General features: G+C 43.1%; 15 protein-coding genes. 1 reads left to right on the top strand and 14 read right to left on the bottom strand.

All coding sequences use genetic code 11. The features are described from left to right. Positions 1-151: 151 nt before the first annotated feature. From ABNS04_RS07575 to ABNS04_RS07540, 8 genes are all read right to left on the bottom strand, one after another. A complete protein-coding gene (locus ABNS04_RS07575) occupies positions 152-2,047 on the bottom strand; it encodes a response regulator receiver domain (protein ID WP_348671314.1) in 1,896 nt (631 codons plus the stop codon). Beyond that, positions 2,048-5,065, bottom strand: a complete 3,018-nt coding sequence (locus ABNS04_RS07570; RefSeq protein WP_348671312.1) for an ATP-binding protein — start codon at positions 5,063-5,065, stop codon at positions 2,048-2,050. It abuts the gene before it with no gap. Positions 5,066-5,167: 102 nt separating this feature from the next. Beyond that, positions 5,168-6,334, bottom strand: a complete 1,167-nt coding sequence (locus ABNS04_RS07565) for a DNA cytosine methyltransferase (RefSeq protein WP_348671311.1) — start codon at positions 6,332-6,334, stop codon at positions 5,168-5,170. A gap of 110 nt (positions 6,335-6,444) precedes the next feature. Next, a complete protein-coding gene (locus ABNS04_RS07560) occupies positions 6,445-8,058 on the bottom strand; it encodes a Tn7-like element transposition protein TnsE (RefSeq protein ID WP_348671310.1) in 1,614 nt (537 codons plus the stop codon). Positions 8,059-8,061: 3 nt separating this feature from the next. After that, complete coding sequence (locus tag ABNS04_RS07555; protein WP_348671308.1) at positions 8,062-9,570, bottom strand: TnsD family Tn7-like transposition protein; 1,509 nt, start codon at positions 9,568-9,570, stop codon at positions 8,062-8,064. After that, positions 9,571-11,238: an AAA family ATPase gene (locus ABNS04_RS07550; RefSeq protein WP_348671306.1), complete on the bottom strand. Its 1,668-nt coding sequence runs from the start codon at positions 11,236-11,238 to the stop codon at positions 9,571-9,573. Continuing rightward, positions 11,238-13,316, bottom strand: a complete 2,079-nt coding sequence (locus ABNS04_RS07545; RefSeq protein WP_348671304.1) for a Mu transposase C-terminal domain-containing protein — start codon at positions 13,314-13,316, stop codon at positions 11,238-11,240. The genes ABNS04_RS07550 and ABNS04_RS07545 overlap by 1 nt, the downstream gene beginning before the upstream one ends. Continuing rightward, positions 13,300-14,127 (bottom strand): TnsA endonuclease C-terminal domain-containing protein, encoded by an 828-nt coding sequence (locus ABNS04_RS07540; RefSeq protein ID WP_348671303.1) that lies wholly within the window; start codon positions 14,125-14,127, stop codon positions 13,300-13,302. Before ABNS04_RS07540 ends, ABNS04_RS07545 begins: the two co-directional genes overlap by 17 nt. Positions 14,128-14,456: 329 nt before the next feature. Between ABNS04_RS07540 and ABNS04_RS07535 the strand changes: the two genes are divergently transcribed. Further along, positions 14,457-14,984 carry a hypothetical protein gene (locus ABNS04_RS07535; protein WP_348671301.1) on the top strand — a complete coding sequence of 176 codons (528 nt, stop codon included), beginning with the start codon at positions 14,457-14,459 and terminating at the stop codon, positions 14,982-14,984. A gap of 58 nt (positions 14,985-15,042) precedes the next feature. Here ABNS04_RS07535 and ABNS04_RS07530 read toward each other — a convergent pair whose 3' ends face one another. From ABNS04_RS07530 to atpG, 6 genes are all read right to left on the bottom strand, one after another. Next, positions 15,043-15,465: an XRE family transcriptional regulator gene (locus ABNS04_RS07530; protein ID WP_348671300.1), complete on the bottom strand. Its 423-nt coding sequence runs from the start codon at positions 15,463-15,465 to the stop codon at positions 15,043-15,045. 401 nt (positions 15,466-15,866) lie between these two features. Continuing rightward, positions 15,867-17,699 (bottom strand): glutamine--fructose-6-phosphate transaminase (isomerizing), encoded by a 1,833-nt coding sequence (glmS, locus tag ABNS04_RS07525; RefSeq protein ID WP_006954740.1) that lies wholly within the window; start codon positions 17,697-17,699, stop codon positions 15,867-15,869. A 2-nt stretch (positions 17,700-17,701) separates the two neighbouring features. Continuing rightward, complete coding sequence (gene glmU / locus ABNS04_RS07520) at positions 17,702-19,072, bottom strand: bifunctional UDP-N-acetylglucosamine diphosphorylase/glucosamine-1-phosphate N-acetyltransferase GlmU (protein ID WP_006954741.1); 1,371 nt, start codon at positions 19,070-19,072, stop codon at positions 17,702-17,704. 111 nt (positions 19,073-19,183) lie between these two features. Further along, entirely contained in the window at positions 19,184-19,600 is a 417-nt protein-coding gene (locus ABNS04_RS07515) for a F0F1 ATP synthase subunit epsilon (protein ID WP_006954742.1), read from the bottom strand. A gap of 17 nt (positions 19,601-19,617) precedes the next feature. Continuing rightward, positions 19,618-21,003 carry a F0F1 ATP synthase subunit beta gene (atpD, locus tag ABNS04_RS07510; protein WP_006954743.1) on the bottom strand — a complete coding sequence of 462 codons (1,386 nt, stop codon included), beginning with the start codon at positions 21,001-21,003 and terminating at the stop codon, positions 19,618-19,620. A gap of 41 nt (positions 21,004-21,044) precedes the next feature. After that, positions 21,045-21,911, bottom strand: coding sequence for a F0F1 ATP synthase subunit gamma (gene atpG, locus ABNS04_RS07505; RefSeq protein ID WP_348671297.1), 867 nt, complete (start codon positions 21,909-21,911; stop codon positions 21,045-21,047). Between the last annotated feature and the right edge of the window lie 5 nt (positions 21,912-21,916).

Raw genomic sequence — 21,916 nt, 5'->3', positions numbered from 1 at the left:
TTTATTAACTAATGGCGAAATTGCCAACTGGACAACTAGGCTGACATAGTGGGCATGCTCTCGAGTTTTGGGGGCCCCACCACAATACAAACATCCTCTAATCAGCCGGTTGTCTGCGAAGTTTGTTAACTGCTCCATCTCTGAGGCTCCCTCAGTTCTCCGTCATAATTCCGCTAACAAGATCAACCCCTATACGAGCCTCATACTGAAGCTGAGCATTTTGATAACGTGATGCAAAGCCCTCTCTTAGTTTGGCAACTAACTTTAAATTTCTTTCGACTATTTTCAATTTCTTTGATTCCGGGCAAGTCTCCAAGAACTGCACAGCCTTTGCACCATCGGGCTCGATAAGAACAGTATCATGCTTCACAACAACGCCTTGTTCTATCGTCGGGCTACGCCCATCTTCAAATATGTCCAACGCTAAACGTATACCGTTATCTGAGATAAAAATAGTATTCGATTGCTGAGCTTCTTTTAACTTCTTTAACATCTTATCGGTTTTATTTGCTAACCTAATGAATCGCATAGGTCGGTGGGGAGTCATACGTTTTATAACTTCACCTGTTATTTGATTGGGAATGGTATTGCATCCAGGCGCGATACATAGATAGTATTCCTCAGTTTCAGTATCCCTTAAAACCACGCCCGTTGAGATATAGTCTGGCAACTGTTTTTCGGTACTCAACAGTTCATTAAAGGCGTGTAGAACATTTGCTCTAAAGTCGTTATCGATATCAATGTCGTGCCCAGTAAAGTTTTTATTTGCCGATTTTACAATGGCTCTCAAATATCTATGATGCCCATCGCGGTCTGGCTCAGCAGGAACAAACTGAGGTAAGTTGTCATCGACGCTGTTTGCAACTTCCTTCACAAAACGAAGCAGATCAGAACTCGTTCTTACTTTTTCAACCACATCATTTAACAGGCTCTCAAGCAGCTCGCTAGCCGACTCATCTCTCTTGTCCTCATGAACTCGCAAAACACCCCATAATGCCGCAATTTGTTCAGTAGAATCTTTAGATAACACTTTTTCCATCGACAAGTTTGCATCTTCAATCTGATTTTGAAGTTCTGATGTGACTACACGATAAAAACTGGGGTACCAACTTTCGAGCGCATCCTTAATTCTTTCCCAAACTTCCTCAGGAGTCACTTCTTGAGAATCATCTCTTCTCGTCTTCTCACAGAAAACTACAAAAATATCACCGGCTTGTAGCCAAAGCTCTTTGCTTCCATATACTAGAAGGCTCGACGGTTTTCGTTTGTTCTTATTAAATTTTGAGACTTCATTTTCTAATAGCCATTCAACGTGCTTTCTTTCAGGCTTCTCCAGGTCGCTCTCTTCACATGCTTGCTGCAGTTCTTGCACCAAACTGTCTATATCGTGATCACCTGTCAAATAATCAGCAACAATCTCAGAACTAACAATGTGACGCCATTCGTCTTGCCAGTCATCCTCATTCAAATTCCATGCTTCCAATAAGTAATCTGTACCTATCATTTCGGTCGCACTAAAGGTGCTACCTTTTAAAGTCGTCGCAACCTCATACCAGACGCTATCAAGAGGTTCTGCGGTATAAACTACAACCATATTCATATGTTTGCTATTGCTTAGATCCGCAATAAGATTTAATGAGCGCTCAGCAGGGTTCTGAGACTCTTGTTCCAAGTGGTAATCTAAAATAATTAGGTCACTTTTTCTTATCTTATCTTTGTCCAATTGGTCGGTTTGATTCTCGACATCACAAATGAGCTTTTTCCTATGGAAAAAGTCAACAAACTTTCTAGCTATATTAGAAGACATAAGCTCAGCCGAGGCTGTTTCTATATTCTTTTTAATTTCAGAAAGTTGATTTTGAAGATTGTTCTCTCCACTATCTTCACCCTGACCATTCGAGGTTGTACGCTGAAGACCGTCTAACGTCACAAAATACTTTTCAGTAACTTCCTCATAAGGAACATATTGGTCGTCTATGAGTAGCACAGATCTAACAGCATTATCTCTAAAAGCCTCTACTATTTTTTTTCTGTATGCTTGTGGCATTTATTTTATTTCCATTCCTTTAAACTGAATCACGAAGTTGGCTCCATCTTTTATTAATTTTTGTTCTGGTTCCATTGCATACCATATTCTATGGCGAGCCACAGCTAAATTTTGTTTTGATAGATACAAACCCACTCCGTTGCCGTTAGGTCTGCGGCTATAAAACAGCTGAAACAGTTTATCAACATCATCCACATCAACAGCGGGTCCATTGTTAGCAATAATTACTAAGTCGTTTATGATGCCTATTTTTATAATTCGATACTCTGACAAGCCAACCCAATAAAGCGCATTATTTAGGAGGTTAACAAAAACAGGAACAATCCTAGATTTTACATCAACAACACTCATACGTTGAAACTTATCACTGAATTCTACATTCACGTTTTGTAGTTCAAACTGTTCGTTAAAAAATGAGTTGATATAGGAAGCTATTTCTTTTCCTGTAATTGTTTCTCGATTCTGATACCCCGAAAGCTTCAAAGGAGTTAGGAACTTTAAATAGTTGGTGAATTGGCGGTGAGCTCTTATAGCATTCTTGAATCCGATTTCCTGTTTTGCACTGCTACTCATCGAATTCAATGAGCGGGTTACTGATCTTTCCTGTGAATGCAGCTCATGAGCAACAATCTCAAAGCTAATTCCTAATTGCGCGAGGCTTCTTATTTGATTTATTTCTTGCTCCGCTTGAGTTCGCTCCTCTTCGGCCATCGAAAACGCTGAGTCAAGATCTATACCTTGCTCTAGCTTGCTAACAGCTTGAAGGAAAGCCTCATACTTATAAACAAAATCATCCTCTAAGCTACGATATACAGAATCTAATGAGTTCAGCACTCTTACGGTATCACTATCATTCGAAACTTCATCTAGGATAGGTAAAGCCAACTCGCCATATTTTGCGCGATCCGAAACAGCCTCTTTACGCCACTGTTTTGATAATAAACTAAGACTATTTTCTACCGCATTTTCATATCTATTTAAAACTTTATTTAACGCAGACTCACCACTCTTGAACTTCCTTTCCGCACTCTCTATCGGTGTCAAGTGCTGAAGTTCAACTTCTGCTTGATTGAGTTTCTCTCTACAAGTAAGTAAAAGCTCACTAAGCTCTGCAAACAGATCTCTGTATTCGCGATATTTTTCTTCAAGATTAGGAGCCATTCTAGATGGCTTGTTAGGGGCTTTGAGTTCTGACTTTCGAGCTTCTAATTTATCAATTTTCGAGACTAACGAATCTAAATGATGTAACGATATGTCTATTCCTGAAACCAACTCTTGGTGTAATTCCCGAGTAATTTCCAATTGAGTCGACAATTTAGGTAGCTTTTCCTCGACTGCCTCTATAAAAGCCTTTTTTGTTGCTTTAGTTGAAGATTTTTGAGCTTTCTTTTTCTTTTTCCTTTCTTCGTCCCAAACTTTCTTTTTTTCTTGCCTAATATCCGATCTTCCACCAAAGTAATTATCAGCTAAGTTCAGTAAAAGGTTCTTAATTAACGTCTTCAGCTGTCTAGCTGATTGGTTGATTATAAAACCTTCTCTACCAGCCTTATCTTTAAGGTTCTGATTTTCTCGCTGATCTAACGATATTCTTCCAAATAACCTTCTAGCCGACCAAAAGTGTCGTCCTGCATGAGTTGCTCTCCGCTCTTCAATTTCAAAAAAATCATTATCGACCCGACCGTAAGGAAGAACACGCAGCCCATCTCTAAAAATCATCAGTCCCGAGTATTTTTCGGCTTGCTCCATAAAGAAATCATGTTCAATATCATCATGAGTTGAATTCGCAAGCAATTGCTCAAATGTCCCGAGTTCTACATCAAATGCGCCTGTTTTAGTAACGGCATCCATTCCTGGGCTTCTGCAAGGTATAACAACATTAGGATGCACCTCCCCAAATGCCGTAATCGTACCTCTAAACCAGCCTTTATCATCAATATTGCCAATTACCTTATGCTCAAGCTTTTCTAGCTCAACATAATTGAATACATCCGTGTATTTAAGTATTTCGATGTGATTACCATTAGTCCAGCCATTTTTATCACAAGCGGATATCTCATAATGAAAATCTATCGACTTCTCACTACTCTCTCTATTAAAAGGATCAACAAACGCCCTTAACGTATCGACAAGATCACGCCTTATGTCTTGATACTCAGTAGACTCTCTGTTTAAATCTCCGCGGTTAGTCAGTAATGCCAAGTCTCTATTCAAGTCGATTAAAAATAACGCAGTTCCGTGACCCTCTCCATCAAGTTTATCCACTTTATCTAACATTGGCTTCCAGCTCGCTATATAACCATCGACAAAGTTAAAACTTTCGCAAAGTTCCCTGACTTTTTGTTCTGTTGGAATGAACTCATCATTAGATTTTGGGTTTTTTCGATTTTCGAACGCTTCCTTTTCGTCCTCAGAAAATCGAGCCCATGCTCCACGAATAAATTCGTCGCTCTCAGTGGACGGATCTAACCCTAAGTTATTTAACATGTCCTGCTGCAATGAGTTACATATATCAGGAAGGCTGTTCGGATCATCGAACTCCTCCAAAGGAACCTTGATATCGTTTAAACCGAGGTAAGTATTTTCAAATAGACGCCAATCAATCAGTGCAGCTGAAAACTTCGAGTCCCGTTTCTTGGTAATAATTAGAGTTACTGGCGCTAAAAATGCAGTAGATAGGCGACCTATTCCTTTTTCGCCTTGAGTAGATCTTTCTGCTAAGCCGAATCTATCTTCGTAGGGAAGTAGCTTTTTCTTTGATTTTGTAGCAGTTCCAATAGTAAGCCAGCTCTCGCTTAATTGGTCAAAAGACATTCCGCAACCGTTATCTATGATAGCTCCGCATTTAATGTCTCCATCAAACAAATGTAAGGCGACGTCTCTTGCATATGCGTCATAAGAGTTCTTCCACAACTCACTAACGGCCGTTGGAGCATCAGCGATTTGGCCTTTACCAAGGTGATCGATCGTTCTGGCTTGCGCTTTGAATGAAACTGATTTTCTATTTGAGCTAGCGCTCATATCATCACCATAAACACATAGAGAATTAGACTTAAGAATAACAACTTAGCTAAATTATTAAGGTTTAACTTTTTGGGGTTAGCCAGCTACAATAACTTTGTATCAGCCTGCATCCCGATTTATTTCGTACTTTCTCAACTGAACAAACTCTTTAACTTGCTTTAATAGTTTCACCCCAAGTTCTATCGGTATAGCATTACCAATTTGCCTAGCCTGACTTATAAGGCCACCGGAAAAAGAAAAGTCGTCAGGGAATGTTTGGAATCTGGCCGCATGACGAAGTGTAATCCCGTGATTTTCCCAAGGATGCAAAAATCTCCCCTTTGAAGGGTTCATACATCCAGTCGTCATGGTCGGTCCAGGCTTAGTTAAGTATATCCTTCCATAAGTATCTTTGTGACCTTTGTACCCATTACTATGGCAATTAAGAATATCTCCGCTATCCTCCCTACCTCCATGTATAGGAGTTCTCGAGAATCTATCGACCATGTAATCTTTATGGTTCATATGGATGTTATTTTTATCTTTGCTTTTTAATTTCGAGCCAAACTCTAATGAATCAAATTCCTCACGTCCAATCACCTTTATTATTTCTTGAATAAGACTTATTGAATCTGGTTTTTCAAAAACTGTCGATGCATTTTTCCAAACTGGCTTAGAAGATGACTTCGGAGAGAAATGTGTTGGCTTTGGCGGCCACTCTAAGTCATCGACTCGAATATCATTTCTTACACCAAGAATGAAAACCCGCTGTCGGTTCTGCGGAACACCGAAATCTTTAGCGTTTATTTTTTCCGGCGAGAATACTTTGTATCCAGAACTATTAGCTAATTCAAAAAAACGAGTTAAAAAAGATTTATGTCGCTTCCATAATAGCCCGGGTACATTCTCAACTATAAATACTTTAGGTTTAAACGCTGAAACAAAGTCAAAGTACCTGAAAAGAAGCTTATTTCTTGGGTCATTGACACCTTGATCTTTGAATCGGTGTCGCGAATAGCCCTGGCATGGAGGGCCACCCATAAGGATATCCAACTCACCCGGCTCCATTCCTACATCTGCTAAAATGTTTTCTGGCTGAAGGGTATTTATGTCTGTTTCGTATACCTTTTCCTTGCAATCAACTCCATCGACAAAATTTTTCCGATAGGTATCACAAGCATCTTTGTCCAGTTCGACTGCAGCCTTTACGGTAATCCCTGCTTTTTTTGCGGCCAACGAAACCCCGCCAGCTCCGGCAAATAGGTCTACAGCTGATATCTCATCCACGATTAAGTCCTAAAACATATAAATATAATTACAGATGAATAGGAGTGTAACCGGCACAAGATCTCATGCCAAGAAGTAATTTCACACAAATGTCGTCGAATATAACCAATTCAGCCTAATTTGTCAGAGCATCGAGTTTGTAAGTGGTTGTGGAAATTACCTGCCCAGCGCTCAATACTAGCTTGACGTATTACCCCAGCTTTATCTGAAGCTTGATGAACTATAAAAAAGTGGCTCTCCTTACCAAATTTGCTATCAAAGTAGTCCTTCGGCCAACTCAACGACTTTTTAAGTAGTTTTATCTCAATCTCGGATAGTCGTTCGACTACTGCTTGCTCTGAAGAAGCCATAACCACTTTTGTTGATAGAGACTTAGCAGCATCCGAGGTATCAACTTCCATAAGATAAAACTGATTACCACTGACAGTCGCCCTGACCAATATCCAACACCTTGGCGTTGAATCGTCCCGCATTAGGTGCATTTTGCAGCGACCGACAGATGGCAGCTTTCTAAAAGCCAGTACCTCTACTTTGCATTGATGATTAGTAACTAACAAATCGAGCATTTTTGAAAAACTTTCGAACTTACTGGCGTACAGATGCATGTCACCTGTAGTTTCATCAAGACCATCCCATTCAGCACTGGGTAAGTCACCCATCGGAGATTGCTCTTCTGTACTAACTAGGCTAGATGCTTCGCCTCCCTCAGAACTATCGCTGGAACCAACTTTTTTCCTTTTTGTTGCTGTTTTATGAGTATTTACCGCCTTTGCAAATTCAACTTTCGTTTTGACTCCATCGATTTGCACAGGGTCATTTTCACCACTGGAATCTTGATCCTCATCTACTTCATGATTAGGCGGTCTGTAATCTCCACCACGGCCACCCCTTCCACCACTCAGTTCAGGTACATAGAATTTGGGACTAAAGAACTCAACGTCACTAGGCACATCTGTAGGAATATCTATCAATTCAGTGATTTCATAAACCAACAAGGTATTGGTCTCTGTATCTAAGTTTCCGCGAACTTTTAAATTAACTCCTTGAAGGGGAGGAGGCTCAAACTCAAAATGCCAAATCCTGTATGATCCCCGGTTAAAGCCAGATTCTAGCTGCATCTTACTGATGCTTTCGTATGAGAGCCGAGCATCATCATCTAGGAGAAGCCAGGCTAAGTAACGCCGGTAACCGGGATCTGAAAATACGTTATCCGGGCAGGTACTATTTGGGAGCACAGTAATGACTGCATGCTCTGAATTATTCACATCATGTTCTACTGAAAACTCATTCTGCAGTATTCCGTGCTCCATACACGCACGAGAGAAGTAAGCATTATGAAAAAATAACGCCCTGGCTAATTCAAACTGCGGTAAATACACTGTCATACCATCAGGTAAGGTTTTAACGAAAAAGCGAGACTTCCGCTCCTTTAGCAAATCTCGCTCTTTCGCAGGGCAGCTTTCCAGATCGGTTGTAGCCCATTTTTGTAAGTTATCGACAGTAAACTCTATCTCAGAACCTTGTCTCCGAAATGGTCGCGTGGGATTAATAACATTTTTTCTGATTAGAATTGGGGCTTGAGACAAAAGAACACTATCGCTGCCTCTCGTTTTCCTTGGGTAAATACTAAGATTTATTCCCCACTTACTCCCATCAGCTCGTTTAAATACTGAACCAATGCCATTTATCCAGGTGTTATCTTCGAACCCACCGAGCCTATCCATCGCTTACAATCCCATTACCTTAGAAAGAAACTCTCTTGCTTCTTCCGTTAAGCGCTCTTCACTGAGCCCTGCGCCACGCAAAACATACCATCGTTTAAGAGGTTCACTTTGTTTATGCCGCTCAATCGCCACGCATGTTATGCGGCGGATCTGATAATCCGAAATTGTTTCTGAGTATCTATTTAAAAACAGCTCACACAGGGGAAGCTTATATAAGTTTTTTTCCACCTTTGACTTATGATCCAACTGGTTGAAGTACCAATTCCTTGATCTTCTTGGGCTCTCCAGCTTTATCTCAAAGGTGTCACGAATGGATATCAGAGCCTTTAACAAGGCGCGATCAAATGAGCTCCAATTCACGCGTTTAGACAATACTGAACTTTTACACTTCCACTGTGCATTAAGCGACAATAACCAAGCTCTATCGTGGCGATACAGCCAAGTATAGTCACCTCCCGCACCTTCAAGGCGGGCTCTTTTCGTCCCTTTATTCTTTATCGCTTTAAGCCAAATTCTGCGTCGCTTAAGTATTGTTAACCTGTCCGCCTGCAGCATAAGACTGTGAGTAACTGACTTTCCCTGCTCATATGATTTGACGTCTTTAATGACGTCATTTAAAACAATCCTATCTCCGAGAAATGCATGTAATACGACAAGGTGCTCTAGGTAACTAAAGCTTTTCCTATGCTTTCTGAATAGGCTTCTTAGCCAGCATGTATCAGAGTCTATTAGATTAAGGCCAACGCTTTTCAACCAGCTTTCTGACCAATAGTTAGTGACTTTCCGAGCGACTTCTTCATGAACTATATTGCAGCCTCTATCGAATCCAAAATCACAAGCAAGCGCTTTGTAAAACAAACCCCATTGAATAATGGTTGGTACCGGCTGCTCAGGCAGGTTCAGAATCGATGCAATACTTGAATTCAAAACATAGCTCTGCCTGTTCGTTTTGCTTTGCGGCTTAAAAGAGCATAAGTTTAGGTCTGCGGCCGTATACACATGGCGCTTATAAGAAGTCCGTCTTACTGCTGTTTCCTTTAGCTCCCCATGAAGAGGGCAGTAATCCATACCCGCAATTTGCCAGTCACGACGCCAGAAGCATTCGCCAAATTGCTTCCATTGCTGTTCAATGCATTTAGGGCAATATCGTAAGTAGTAAGGTTGAGTGATTCGGGATGCGGCGAATCCTGACATTACATGTACCGAATGCACTTTATCGGCTAAAAGCTGCTTTTTCAGTTCTGTTCTGCGTGATTCGCCAATAAACAGAGCGTAAAGAGGAAATAGAGTATGTTTATAAAGCAAACTCTCTGGTTGAACGCTCAGCTCGTCTGGATATAGTTCCGCTATCTGCTCTAAGTGACCGTGTAAGTCCGACGTAGCAATGATTGTGTTCTTTCCAAATACTTCGTGTAAGAGTTCTTTAGGTGAGATTAAACCGCTGTGGATACCATAACGGGCTATCGTGCTATAGATAAGTTCATCGGGATAAGGAAGCGGAAAGCCGAGCATCTATCCCACCTGTTTTAACCTAGCTTCCATATCGAAAATATCACGGCCCACTGCAAGCTCACCATAAAACTGACTTTCTCGTTGTGAGTATTTAAAGCGTAAATCATCGGATGGAAGGGTGTGCCATTCTTTTGACTTTATTGTTTTTGCCTTCGGTTTGGACTTTTGCACTGCCGTAGGCTCTTGCTCCGTTTTATACCACTCGAGAACGATACGGGTTAGCTCCGGCAGCTCAAGCTCAGAATGTTCACTGAAAACTTTCTCAACCAGCGCCGGCAGCAAGTCAGATTCGCAGCCCATCGCCTGGAGCATATTATAAAGCCGTAAAGCTTTTTCATTATTGCCAAACGATACCTCTTTTTTCTTCTCTTCCTGCTCCTGTGCAATTAGGTTTCTGAGTTCAAGTAAGCGTTTATCTATTGAGGGTAAGTGTAAGTCCGAGTATTTCACTATCAAGTCAGCATCATTGCGTCTCAAGGCTTCAAGCATTGGATGAACAGGGATGAGCTCTTGTTCATAAACTTTTCGAAGTAATTCTGCGGTAATACGTTCAAGGCCCGTCGCTATTGCCCGCATTTGAGCCAATACAAAAATCTTCACGACGATATCTAAAACGCCTTGTGATAGGTCATACCAACAGTCTCGAACTTCGTCACTGAGCGTTTCATCTCTTCGCTCTAGCCATTGATAATTCCATAATTTATTAGTAAAGGCCTCCCATTCGCTCAGCCTTGGTTCTCCCGTTTTAGGGTGGTATCGGCGAGTGCCTCGTTGCATTGGTTCCCAAAACAATGAACCAAATCCAGCGCTTCTTCTCCCAGCCTGCAGCTCCATTTCAAAGATCGGCCTAGCTTTTGGTGTTCCAACTAATACAACCGGAACACCGATGACGTTTACCAACGCAACAAAGAACTCAAGCATAGCTTCCTTACTGACGGATCGCTTTAATCCCAAGCGCTGGACCTCGTCAATAACAAGAACACCCAAAGCTCTTTGAGTGGCTACTTGACCCATTAGCGAAAGCAGAACTTCGGTACTATGTCGTTTTCGAGCGTACTTACTCTCATAATTTGTCTGAAGCGTTCGATCGATCTCCTGGAAAAAGTTCAAACATAAGCTTTTAAGAGAGCCATCACTCGGGCATTCAATACGCAGGTAAGGGAGTTGAATAAAGTTATATTCCGGATGGAAAATCACCTCAGGATAAGTAGCCAGTATACGGTTAACCGTGGTGCTTTTCCCTGACCCTGAACAGCCTATCAGGGACAAACATTTAGCGGTTGAATTCGATTGTGAAAAACGAAAGTCACTCGTCGTCCCCTCCATTATGCGCTGATATCCCTCCTGCATTTTTTTGTTAAGGGAGCCGTCTGCGGGGTTACGACCAACGTAACCCGCCCGAATCATGATTGATAACTTTTCCTCTAACTGTAAATGCATTGATAGAGGTTGAAAAAAGTCATCCAACAAAGACGCTATGTTATGAGCTCTTTCTTGAGGCTCTGCAAATCGGTTTTCTTGGTCGAACCGGACTTTTCCGGTGAGGCTATTTCGAAGTGTTTTGCGATCCATTATCGGAGGCAGAGCTTCAATCAGCGGGTTGCCTTGATAGCGCTCAGGTTTAAGAGGCCTGTAAACCGCTGAAACGTAATTATTGGGTAGCGGCATTAATCGTCATCCTCAAAGAGTTCATCAATATAATCCGGATAATCAAGGTCAGGACTGCTCTCCTTAAGAGGGATAACATCAGCTGACTTCTTATCGGACGGAACATTTTTAGGTGTTTTGCTTTGACGCTCTAACTTCTTCTCATTCGACCGATTGTCATTTATCGCTCTTATTCGTTCGGCTTTCGGCCGATCAGAGCGAGCAGGGGAATCAGATACAGCCTGAGATATCTTATCAAGCACAAATTCTTCATGTTCTCGACGGCTTTCTTTAGCTGCTAACTTTGCTTTTGCAGCAACTTTCTTCTGCTCTTCTTGAAGTTGCCAAACATCCCAAAATGATGAGCCTCGGTATTGACGAGAAATTTCAGTCAGGCTGCACTTCCAGTACTTGTTGCTTCCTTTTTCATAAAAGAGATAAATACTGTCTGCACTCAACGGATCATATGCCGCCATCATCTTTTTAGGTCGTTTCACATCACGACCCCGGTGCGTCCAACCTAACCGGACGATCTCTGAAGCAGTATAATACAAGCCAAATAACCCAACACCGCGCTCTGAAAGCGTTACCTCACTCCTGGGAAGCAGTGCAATTTTAAGTGCATCACTATCAGTCTGGCGGAGACGCCCAGTACGATTTTGAATACCCCAGTTCCAAAGGTGGATGGGAGTACTCGGTAAGTCCGTTGGCATATCAACTTCACGATCGTATTTATCAAGTACCGCAAATTGATTGTGTTGCAGCACTGACGACAAAACAATTTGAGTGAAGTCTGTAATCGTTAACTTGGCATCAAGACGGTAATCTGAGCCTCCACGCTTTTTCACCAAATTACCGGTTACATAACCAGGAACAAACGGACCAAAAGATTCGTGCATTGTTTTAAAATGCCTTTCGACAATACCTTTGGCTTCGCCTCGATACGGTGGAGTATTTTCTATTCGCATAGAAAAGCTACTTTCTAAATTTTCAATCTGATGACCAAGTAACTCCCCTCTATCGGCCAGGAGGGCATCAGGCAAACCAATACATGGCCACTCATCGTCAGTGATATCAAAACCAAGCTCACGACAATAGTCTGACTTACTGCTTATCGCTACGTGCAATGCCTGAAGCGCAGCGGCGTATGAGGGGTTTTCAAAACCGATATAAAATCCTGCCACCATTCGACTGAATACATCGATAACCATGTAAACAACCGGACGACCAACAATATTGCCTCTGTCGGAATCAGAAACCAGATAGACATCCGCTATCGTCGCATCAATTTCATAACGAGAGCCGGGTCCCAAAGCTTGCGATGCTGCAGTTCCGTGTAACGGTCGTATATCTTTGCTGTAGTCTTTCTTCGATATCCTTTTTTGCAGCGCTTCCGTTTGATTATATTCTCGTTTATAGAAATGACGCAGCTGCCATAAGCTTGGTAGATTTTCCTCAGCAACATCCGGGAAATAGTTGTGATACATGGTTTCTAAGCGACGATGTGCATAGGGAAATGAATGTCCCTTGTCGCTTAAAATATACTTATCAATCGCTATCCGAAATAACCGTTCAGTTTGTTCATCAACAATTGCACCCGTACCTGGTGAATACTTACGCGGGCGGCCTAATTTTTTTCCTTTGGCAACACGCTTTTTTCCCTTGCCACCAGAATTCTTGTAGTCAGGCAGTAAGGCATTAGGTATTTGTCCCCGTTGCCAATATCTCCGCGCCAGTCGGTAAACCGTCTGCTTTGTCGTACCAAACCCACTAACAATTTTATCGACTACTGGTCCTCGCCTTTTCGGATTATAAAAGTCAGTTAGTTCAATCAAAGGCCTCAACACCGCAAAATTCTTATCCCGTTTATCACGGGCAACGGTTCCCTCGCCCGGCGATTCATATACAAGGTAGTTATACGGGTCGTCTATACGCTCAAAAGCGTCATCATCAATTGTCTTATAAATTTCGCTGATAAGAATTAACTCGGGCAGGGCTTTTTCATCGTCCAGACTTATCCAGACGAGCTGTTCATCAAGACTTTCGAGAATGCGAAAGCGCTCATCGTGAAACTTAACTACTTCATTGATTCGAAACACGATATGCCTCCTTGATAAAACCTAAGTCAGAGGCACGCAAAGCACCGACCTTTAACTTCGTTATGGGAGTAAAAATATCAAATTCAAAGTAACGCTTTGCCAGGAGGCGACGAACTTCGTACAGCGACTCACCGACATTCAAGTCATAACTGGTATCGAGCTTCTTACACAGTGAAATGATGGTTTGATTCGGGTTTTGCGTGAAATGATGTTGATAAAACTCTATCTGCTCAGACGCTAATTCATAATCTTCTTCTGAGCGGCCAGCAGGATATAGCCAGTTTACGTTTTTGCTAACTTCCTTGGGTATCTGATGCTCGGTTATTAGGTACCAGGGCACACCTTTATTCACCCAGTACCTGCGCTCCAACTCAAGTTTCTCAACCGTACGCTCATCATCTAGTGCACTCGCATACTTGGCCTGAAACACGAATCTTGGGGTTTCTTCATTCGACGAGTCGACTAGAAAATCACTCGACATGAAATGGTCAAAGCCATTTTGTGCTGGATGCTTAATACCTGCATCGGCAGCAAGTTGCTTAGTAAGGGTTCGGTCTAATGGGAACTGTTCACGTACTTGGGTAACATCAGGTAGCCACTCGAGAAGAAGAAAAACTGAGAGCTCAAGATCGGACAGTAGGTGATGGGTTCGTCTGGATTTGTGGCCAAATACGCGATGAACACGCCCAAGCGAGGGGAGGTCCCTAACAGTGAGCCAGGGCCGGTATTCTTGATTCTGACCGCTGCCGCGCCCTTCCTTTATCCATTTTAAGAAAGTTGCTTCGGAAATTAGGTTCTTCTTCGCTGCCATCACGAACCCCTGACTTAGACATTAACTCATATTAGTCAGTGAGTTATCGGTATGCAACTTTGCACTTTAACCTGTCATCAAATGGCTACACAAAAAATAGTTTTATTAAGTTTGAGGGTATTAGAAAACGAGGGTGTATTTATTCGAAAACTAAAATAAAATATTGACTTCTGGACGTTTATACAGTAGTGTGGCTCTGATTGGTTTTTTCCGATCAAGGTAGACTTTTACGTAATTTAGTAAAAGTCTTAAAATTTACTAACAGAAGGAAGAAAAAATGCTTTTCTTAGTAAACTTCTCAAAAACAACGTACCTGTAAGGAGGTAAATATGTCTGAAAATGACAGTAGTAACGAAGATTCGCATCAAGTTTTTCGCGTTTACAAAACTCAGGATAAAAATATTGTTGACAGCAATATTCCTGAAGAACTAGACACCCATCTAGAAACGCCGCGAATTGTATTCGTTAGAGATAAACATGTCAATAGTAGTTGGCAAAAACTATTACCAGCGACTAAAAATGACATTACAGCAAAACTGATAGCCTTACAACACTATCCTAAAAATTACTTTTCTTACGACATAGAGCTACTAACAAGCCTTGATCGTTCAAGTACGGTAAATGGAAGTGTTAGTACTGCGGCAGGGCAAACTGGGAGCGTTAATACCCCGTTTATTCTTCACGATCACGATACAAAGTGCCATGTGGCAGCGTTTGTTAATAGTGAGGGGCTTTGTCACGTATTAAGCGTTTGGCCATTTGATGAGTCAGACAGTAACGGTCAGGTTTACAATCGTAAACCCGAATCCGTTATGTCTAAAGTTGAAAGCTTATATGAGGCTTTAGTACTAGCCTAATAAGTAATGTTAGAACTGGAGCCGTGATGTTCAGCGCATCGCGGCTTTTATTTGTTACTTAAAGAACATCTAACTGGTTAGATGAGTTATCAGTACTGTTGCCTTTGGCAATCTGGTGTGGAGATAGCTTAAACGTAAACCCTCCAGCGAAAGCCATTTCAATAAGGCGATCAATACTAAATTGAGATACGCGCTGATTCTTCAAAAGGCTCACTTGCGCTTGAGTAATTCCTAACGCACTTGCAGCATCTTTTTGCTTCATATTTTTTACTAAACCATAGATAAACATCATCAAGTGTGACTTAAAGTTGGTTTTATAAAGCTCGACACTATCCATTCCCGTCTCAGAAATATGGACGGTTTTGCTACCTTGACGCGTGCGAGACACGTCAAACTTCGCAATATTACTGTGGCTTTCCTTTTTCTCCTGATCTCGTATCTCCGCGCTATCTACCACACATTTACTTGTGCCGTTTTTCATCCTAACTCTCCAATTTCACGCAGTTATTATTATTATTTAGCGAGTTTACAGAAGCTGACTCTCGCACTTGCGAGGTAGTAAAATTTACTATTAGCCAGCGACAAAAAAACCAGAGAAAAGTCTCTGGAAGTATTGACAGGTATAAATATATCACTACTCGAATAAAAAAGCCAAATTTTTTGTTGCCTTTTTATACAATCTTTTGTAAAGACGGAAAATTTTTCTGGAGAGTCTGGAGATTACGAGAACGAAAGTACCAGGAAAGCATTTAAGGCGGCAGTATTAAGAAGGAAAAACTAGCAATGATGGAGTAACAAACTTTATTCCTAAGTATGATTCTTTATTACTAGGTATGAAGCTTTATTACTCCACCACAGCCGTTGTTTAAAACGCAGTGACGGTTATTCAACCGTCACTGACTTCGCAAGGTTTCTTGGTTGGTCGACATCGGTGCCTTTAATGATAGCCACGTAGTACGACAACAACTGCAGAGGAATGGTGTACACGATAGGCGCAATGACCTCATCGCAGTGACAGACATTTAATACATTCATCGTGTCATCACTGGTGAAGCGTGCGTTCTTATCAGAGAACACATACATAATCCCGCCACGGGCGCGCACTTCTTCAACGTTTGATTTAAGCTTCTCGAGCAGCTCGTTGTTAGGTGCAACAACAATGACCGGCATCTCTTCGTCGATTAACGCTAATGGACCATGCTTAAGCTCTCCAGCTGCGTACGCTTCCGCGTGAATATACGAGATCTCTTTGAGCTTTAACGCACCTTCCATGGCTATTGGGTATTGATTACCACGTCCAAGGAATAGACTATGATCCTTGCTTGCAAAGTCGGGCGCTAGCGCTTCAATTTCAGCATCGAGTTCAACCGCTTCTTCGAGTTTAGCAGGTAAGGTTTGTAACGCTTTTACAATAGCGGATTGCTGTTGTTCGTTCATGCCACGGTACTTACCAATCGCAACGGTGAGCATTAATAGCCCCGTAAGCTGGGTAGTAAATGCTTTCGTTGATGCGACGCCGATTTCTGCGCCAGCACGCGTCATAAAAGCAAGATCTGACTCACGTACCATGGACGAGGTTGCGACGTTACAAATCGTCAGACTGCCTCGATAGCCCATTTCTTTTGAGAGACGAAGCGCTGCGAGCGTATCCGCCGTTTCGCCACTTTGCGAGATAGTCACAAGCAGACTGTTAGGGCGCACAAACGACTGGCGATACCTGAACTCAGAGGCTATCTCTACATTACACGAGATGTTTGCCATTGATTCAAGCCAGTATTTTGCCACCATGCCCGCATGGTAACTGGTACCACAAGCAATGATTTGGACATGCTCAACCGTCTTAAATAACTCGGCTGCACCTTCACCAAACGCATCATCAAGCACGGTCGTTTCGGATAATCGACCTTCCAACGCATTTCGCACCGCGATAGGTTGCTCGTGAATTTCTTTCAACATGAAATGGCGATACTGACCTTTACCGCCTGCATCGTAATTGACATCTGAATCAACGACTTCGCGCTCAACAGCTTCGTCAGCGCTATCATAAATTTTGATGTCGTTACGGTTGATATCGGCAACGTCACCTTCTTCGAGATAAATAAACTTGCGTGTTACAGGTAATAGCGCCAACTGATCAGAGGCGACAAAGTTTTCACCAATACCTACGCCAATCACTAGGGGACTTCCAGAGCGAGCAACAACCAAACGTTCAGGATCATTGGTATCCATTACGACCGTTCCGTAGGCGCCCTCTAATTGTCTTACAGCCGCTTTCAACGCATCAAGTAAGTCATCATGGGTTTTACGTTCATGATGGATAAGGTGAGCAATTACTTCGGTATCGGTCTGACTCACAAATTCATAGCCTAACGCTTGCAGTTGCTCGCGCAAAGTCTCATGGTTTTCGATGATGCCATTATGCACAACGGCAATTTCGTGTTCCGATAGGTGAGGGTGGGCATTTCTCTCTGTCACGCCACCATGCGTGGCCCACCGAGTATGTGCGATACCTATGGTGCCATCAACTGGACTCTCATCAATAGCGTCTGCTAACGCTTGCACTTTACCTGTACGCTTAATCGTTTGTAAGTGTTGAGATTTATCGATAACAGCAATACCAGCTGAGTCATAACCTCGATATTCGAGACGTTTAAGACCTTCTAATAAAATTCCGCTGACACGTCGCTCAGACGTTGCTCCTACAATACCGCACATAATTACTGTTCCCTTTTCTTTGGTCTTTCCCAACCATCTATGTTTCTTTGCTTACCGCGCGCAACGGCTAGTTGCTGATCTTCAACATCTCGAGTGACGACAGAACCTGCACCGATAGTCGCTTCTTTGCCAATTTTCACAGGTGCGACTAGTGAACTATTAGAGCCAATAAATGCACCATCACCGATTTCGGTTTTGGATTTGTTAACACCATCGTAATTACAAGTAATAGTACCTGCACCGATGTTTGCTTGTTTACCGATCTCTGTATCACCTAAGTAAGTTAAGTGATTCGCTTTTGAGCCCTCGCCGAGACGAGTTTTTTTCATCTCTACGAAATTACCAACAAGGGCTCCTCGCTCCATAATCGCGCCTGGACGTAGTCGCGCAAAGGGACCGACTTGGCAATCGGTCTCTATGTGAGCATCCTCAATATGGCTGTTCGCCTTAATAACTGTGTTTGCACCAATTTTAGCGTTTCGAATAACACAGTTTGGCTCAATAACGACACCATTACCAAGTTCAACATGCCCTTCAAACACAACATTTACATCTATTACCACATCTTCGCCAACAACAACCGAACCGCGAACATCAAAACGCATCGGATCCATCAACGTAGCGCCTTGGGTCATCAAGTCGCGCGCAACTCGTTGCTGGTAAGCTCGCTCTAAGCTGGCAAGTTGAATACGGTTGTTCGCTCCCTCAACTTCGTTTGTTTCACCTGGTTGAGTTGAGGCGATATCGACGCCTTCACTAGCTGCCATAGCAACAATGTCAGTTAAATAATACTCTTGCTGGGCATTATTATTATCTAATGCGCCCAGCCAGCGCTTAAGCGCATCACCGCTTGCTACCATGATACCGGTATTTACTTCGTTCACCTGAAGCTCTTCGTCGCTCGCATCTTTCTGTTCAACAATACCAACGATACGCTGTGTAGCCTTGTCACGAATGATACGCCCATAACCAGATGGGTCATCTAACTTCATTGTAAGAAGACCTAAGTCGGTGCGTGTAGCAACGTCGAGTAGTTTAGATAGAGTTTCCGGCGTTAACAGAGGAACATCGCCATATAAGATTGCGACTTTTTCGTCAGGCAGAAGCTCATCCATTACTTGTTGAACAGCATGCCCGGTTCCTAGCTGCTCCTTTTGTTCGTTCCACACCAAGGATGAGTCCGAAACGTGCGCTTTTAATTGCTCCCCTCCATGGCCATAAACTAAATTTATAGCGTGAGGCTTTAACACCTTTGCACAGTCAATTACGTGCTGCACCATCGGCTTGTGAGCAACCTTGTGTAATACTTTGGGCAGGCTCGAACGCATCCGTGTTCCTTTTCCCGCAGCCAAGATGATTACGCGAAGTTTCATATCTTTTACATCCTTAGTGTTATCGATTTGTTGAAAACGGACATATTCTACATACAAAAAAGGCCTTGTTGTACCAACAACAAGGCCTTTTGCGTAATTTTTTTCTAATTTTTAACGTCTAAGCTTACGAATAACTTCAAGTTGCGCCATCGCGCGTGATAATTCTGCAATTGCTTCAGCATACGACAAGTCAGAACCTGAATCCGCAATCGCTTCTTCCGCACGCTTACGCGCTGCTTCAGCTTCTTGCTCATCTAGCTCATGACCACGTACAGCAACATCAGCAAGAACAATCACTTGACCTGGTTGCACTTCAAGAACACCGCCGGCAACATACAGCAGTTCTTCTTGACCTTCCTCACTCAAAAAACGAACCATTCCTGGTTTGATTTTGGTCAGTAAGGGTGCGTGTCCTGGGTAAATGCCCAGTTCACCTTCGCTACCCGACACCTGGACCGTCTGCACAACGCCGGTAAACAACCGACGTTCTGCACTCACGATTTCCAGATTTAACGTTTGTGTCGCCATTTAAACCTCCCAGTTGGTTACAGGTTTTTGGCTTTTTCAATCGCTTCTTCGATGGTACCTACCATGTAGAAAGCTTGCTCTGGAAGATCATCGTAGTCACCTTCAAGGATGCCCTTGAAGCCAGCGATAGTATCTTTGAGCGATACGTACTTACCAGGTGCTCCTGTAAATACTTCTGCTACGAAGAACGGCTGTGATAAGAAACGCTGGATCTTACGTGCACGAGCAACGGTACGCTTATCTTCTTCAGATAACTCATCCATACCCAAGATAGCAATGATGTCTTTCAACTCTTTATAGCGTTGAAGTACTTCTTGCACACCCATCGCTGTGTCGTAGTGCTCTTCACCGATAACCAGTGGGTCGAGCTGACGCGAGGTTGAATCCAATGGGTCAACCGCAGGGTAGATACCCAGTGATGCGATATCACGGTTAAGTACAACAGTTGCATCCAAGTGAGCAAAGGTTGTTGCTGGTGATGGATCCGTCAAGTCATCCGCAGGTACGTATACGGCTTGAACCGAGGTGATTGAGCCTGTTTTGGTTGACGTAATACGTTCCTGAAGTACGCCCATCTCCTCAGCCAATGTAGGCTGATAACCTACTGCTGATGGCATACGACCCAACAATGCAGATACTTCCGTACCGGCTAGGGTGTAACGGTAGATGTTATCAACGAAGAACAATACATCGCGACCTTCGTCACGGAATTTCTCCGCGATGGTCAAACCGGTCAATGCAACACGTAAACGGTTGCCCGGTGGCTCGTTCATCTGACCATAAACCAATGATACTTTGTCGAGAACGTTTGAATCGTTCATTTCGTGATAGAAGTCATTACCCTCACGAGTACGCTCACCAACACCTGCGAATACTGAGTAGCCGCTGTGCTCGATAGCGATGTTACGGATAAGCTCCATCATGTTTACGGTTTTACCAACACCCGCACCACCGAACAAGCCAACTTTACCACCTTTTGCGAAAGGACAGATCAAGTCGATAACTTTGATACCTGTCTCAAGCAAATCGCTGGTGTTTGACTGCTCTTCGTACGTAGGTGCTGCGCGGTGAATAGACATACGCTCTTCTTCACCGATAGGGCCCGCTTCATCGATAGGCTGACCTAATACGTTCATAATACGGCCCAGGGTTTTCTTACCCACTGGAACCATGATCGGCTCACCGGTGTTTTCAGCGATGATGCCGCGACGCAAACCGTCGGTAGTACCCATTGCGATGGCACGAACAATACCACCACCTAGCTGCTGCTGAACTTCTAGCACTAGGCCTTCAAGGTTACCTTCGGTCACTTTCAATGCGTCGTATACTTTTGGCACTGCGTCTTGTGGAAACTCAAAGTCCACAACGGCGCCGATAATCTGTACGACTTTACCTTGACTCATGACTATTCCTCTAACTCTTCAATTCTTTTACCGTTGCCGCGTTATACCGCTTCGGCGCCGGAGACGATTTCCGATATTTCTTGCGTAATCGCTGCCTGACGAGCTTTGTTGTACTGCAGCTGAAGCTTATCAATAAGGTCTTCAGCATTGTCAGTTGCAGCTTTCATCGCAATCATACGAGCAGCTTGCTCACTGGCGAAGTTATCTACAACACCCTGATACACCTGGGTCTCAACATATCGACGAATAAGCGTGTCGAGAATGCTTTCAGGGTTTGGCTCGTACAAGTAGTCCCAGCTACCCGTTTGGACATTTTCGTCCTTTTCCGCTTGCGGCAATGGCAGCAATTGGTGAATGGTCGGCTCTTGTGTCATGGTGTTAACGAACTTGTTGTACACCACGTACAAGCGGTCGATTTTGCCTCCTTCAAAAGCGTCCAACATAATTTGGACAGAACCTGTAATTTCTTTAAGTTCTGGCTTGTCACCTAAACCCGATACTTGGGCTTGCAACTTACCACCAAAACGTTTGAAAAAGCCGGTTGCTTTACTTCCGATGGCTGCAAAATCAGCCTCAATGCCTTGTTCTTTCCACTCGTTTGCGTGTTTTACGACGGCTTTAAACTCGTTAGAGTTAAGACCACCACATAAACCACGGTCGGTAGAAATCACAATGTAGCCCACACGTTTCACTTCGCGTTCTTCCATAAATGGATGACGGTACTCAATGTTTCCGCGTGCGACATGACCAATCACTTTGCGAATGGTGTCCGCGTATGGACGACTTTCATCCATACGTTCCTGCGCCTTTTTCATTTTTGACGCAGCCACCATCTCCATAGCGCTAGTGATCTTCTGAGTATTACCGATACTCGAGATCTGTGTCTTTATCTCTTTACCGCTGGCCATGATGA

Source organism: uncultured Idiomarina sp. (assembly GCF_964010655.1).
GTDB classification, from domain to species: domain Bacteria; phylum Pseudomonadota; class Gammaproteobacteria; order Enterobacterales; family Alteromonadaceae; genus Idiomarina; species Idiomarina baltica.
The sequence above is the reverse complement of the archived record's forward strand: the minus strand, read 5'-3'. Positions and strand labels throughout refer to the sequence as shown.

Excerpts from the sequence above, each read along its gene's own strand:
- glmS (WP_006954740.1), bottom strand. The coding sequence starts at position 17,699 with ATGTGCGGTATTGTAGGAGCAACGTCTGAGCGACGTGTCAGCGGAATT.
- ABNS04_RS07560 (WP_348671310.1), bottom strand. The coding sequence starts at position 8,058 with ATGGATAGGCTCGGTGGGTTCGAAGATAACACCTGGATAAATGGCATT.
- atpG (WP_348671297.1), bottom strand. The coding sequence starts at position 21,911 with ATGGCCAGCGGTAAAGAGATAAAGACACAGATCTCGAGTATCGGTAAT.
- ABNS04_RS07540 (WP_348671303.1), bottom strand. The coding sequence starts at position 14,127 with ATGGCAGCGAAGAAGAACCTAATTTCCGAAGCAACTTTCTTAAAATGG.
- ABNS04_RS07515 (WP_006954742.1), bottom strand. The coding sequence starts at position 19,600 with ATGGCGACACAAACGTTAAATCTGGAAATCGTGAGTGCAGAACGTCGG.
- ABNS04_RS07575 (WP_348671314.1), bottom strand. The coding sequence starts at position 2,047 with ATGCCACAAGCATACAGAAAAAAAATAGTAGAGGCTTTTAGAGATAAT.
- ABNS04_RS07550 (WP_348671306.1), bottom strand. The coding sequence starts at position 11,238 with ATGCCGCTACCCAATAATTACGTTTCAGCGGTTTACAGGCCTCTTAAA.
- glmU (WP_006954741.1), bottom strand. The coding sequence starts at position 19,072 with ATGAAACTTCGCGTAATCATCTTGGCTGCGGGAAAAGGAACACGGATG.
- atpD (WP_006954743.1), bottom strand. The coding sequence starts at position 21,003 with ATGAGTCAAGGTAAAGTCGTACAGATTATCGGCGCCGTTGTGGACTTT.
- ABNS04_RS07530 (WP_348671300.1), bottom strand. The coding sequence starts at position 15,465 with ATGAAAAACGGCACAAGTAAATGTGTGGTAGATAGCGCGGAGATACGA.
- ABNS04_RS07535 (WP_348671301.1), top strand. The coding sequence starts at position 14,457 with ATGTCTGAAAATGACAGTAGTAACGAAGATTCGCATCAAGTTTTTCGC.
- ABNS04_RS07570 (WP_348671312.1), bottom strand. The coding sequence starts at position 5,065 with ATGAGCGCTAGCTCAAATAGAAAATCAGTTTCATTCAAAGCGCAAGCC.
- ABNS04_RS07555 (WP_348671308.1), bottom strand. The coding sequence starts at position 9,570 with ATGCTCGGCTTTCCGCTTCCTTATCCCGATGAACTTATCTATAGCACG.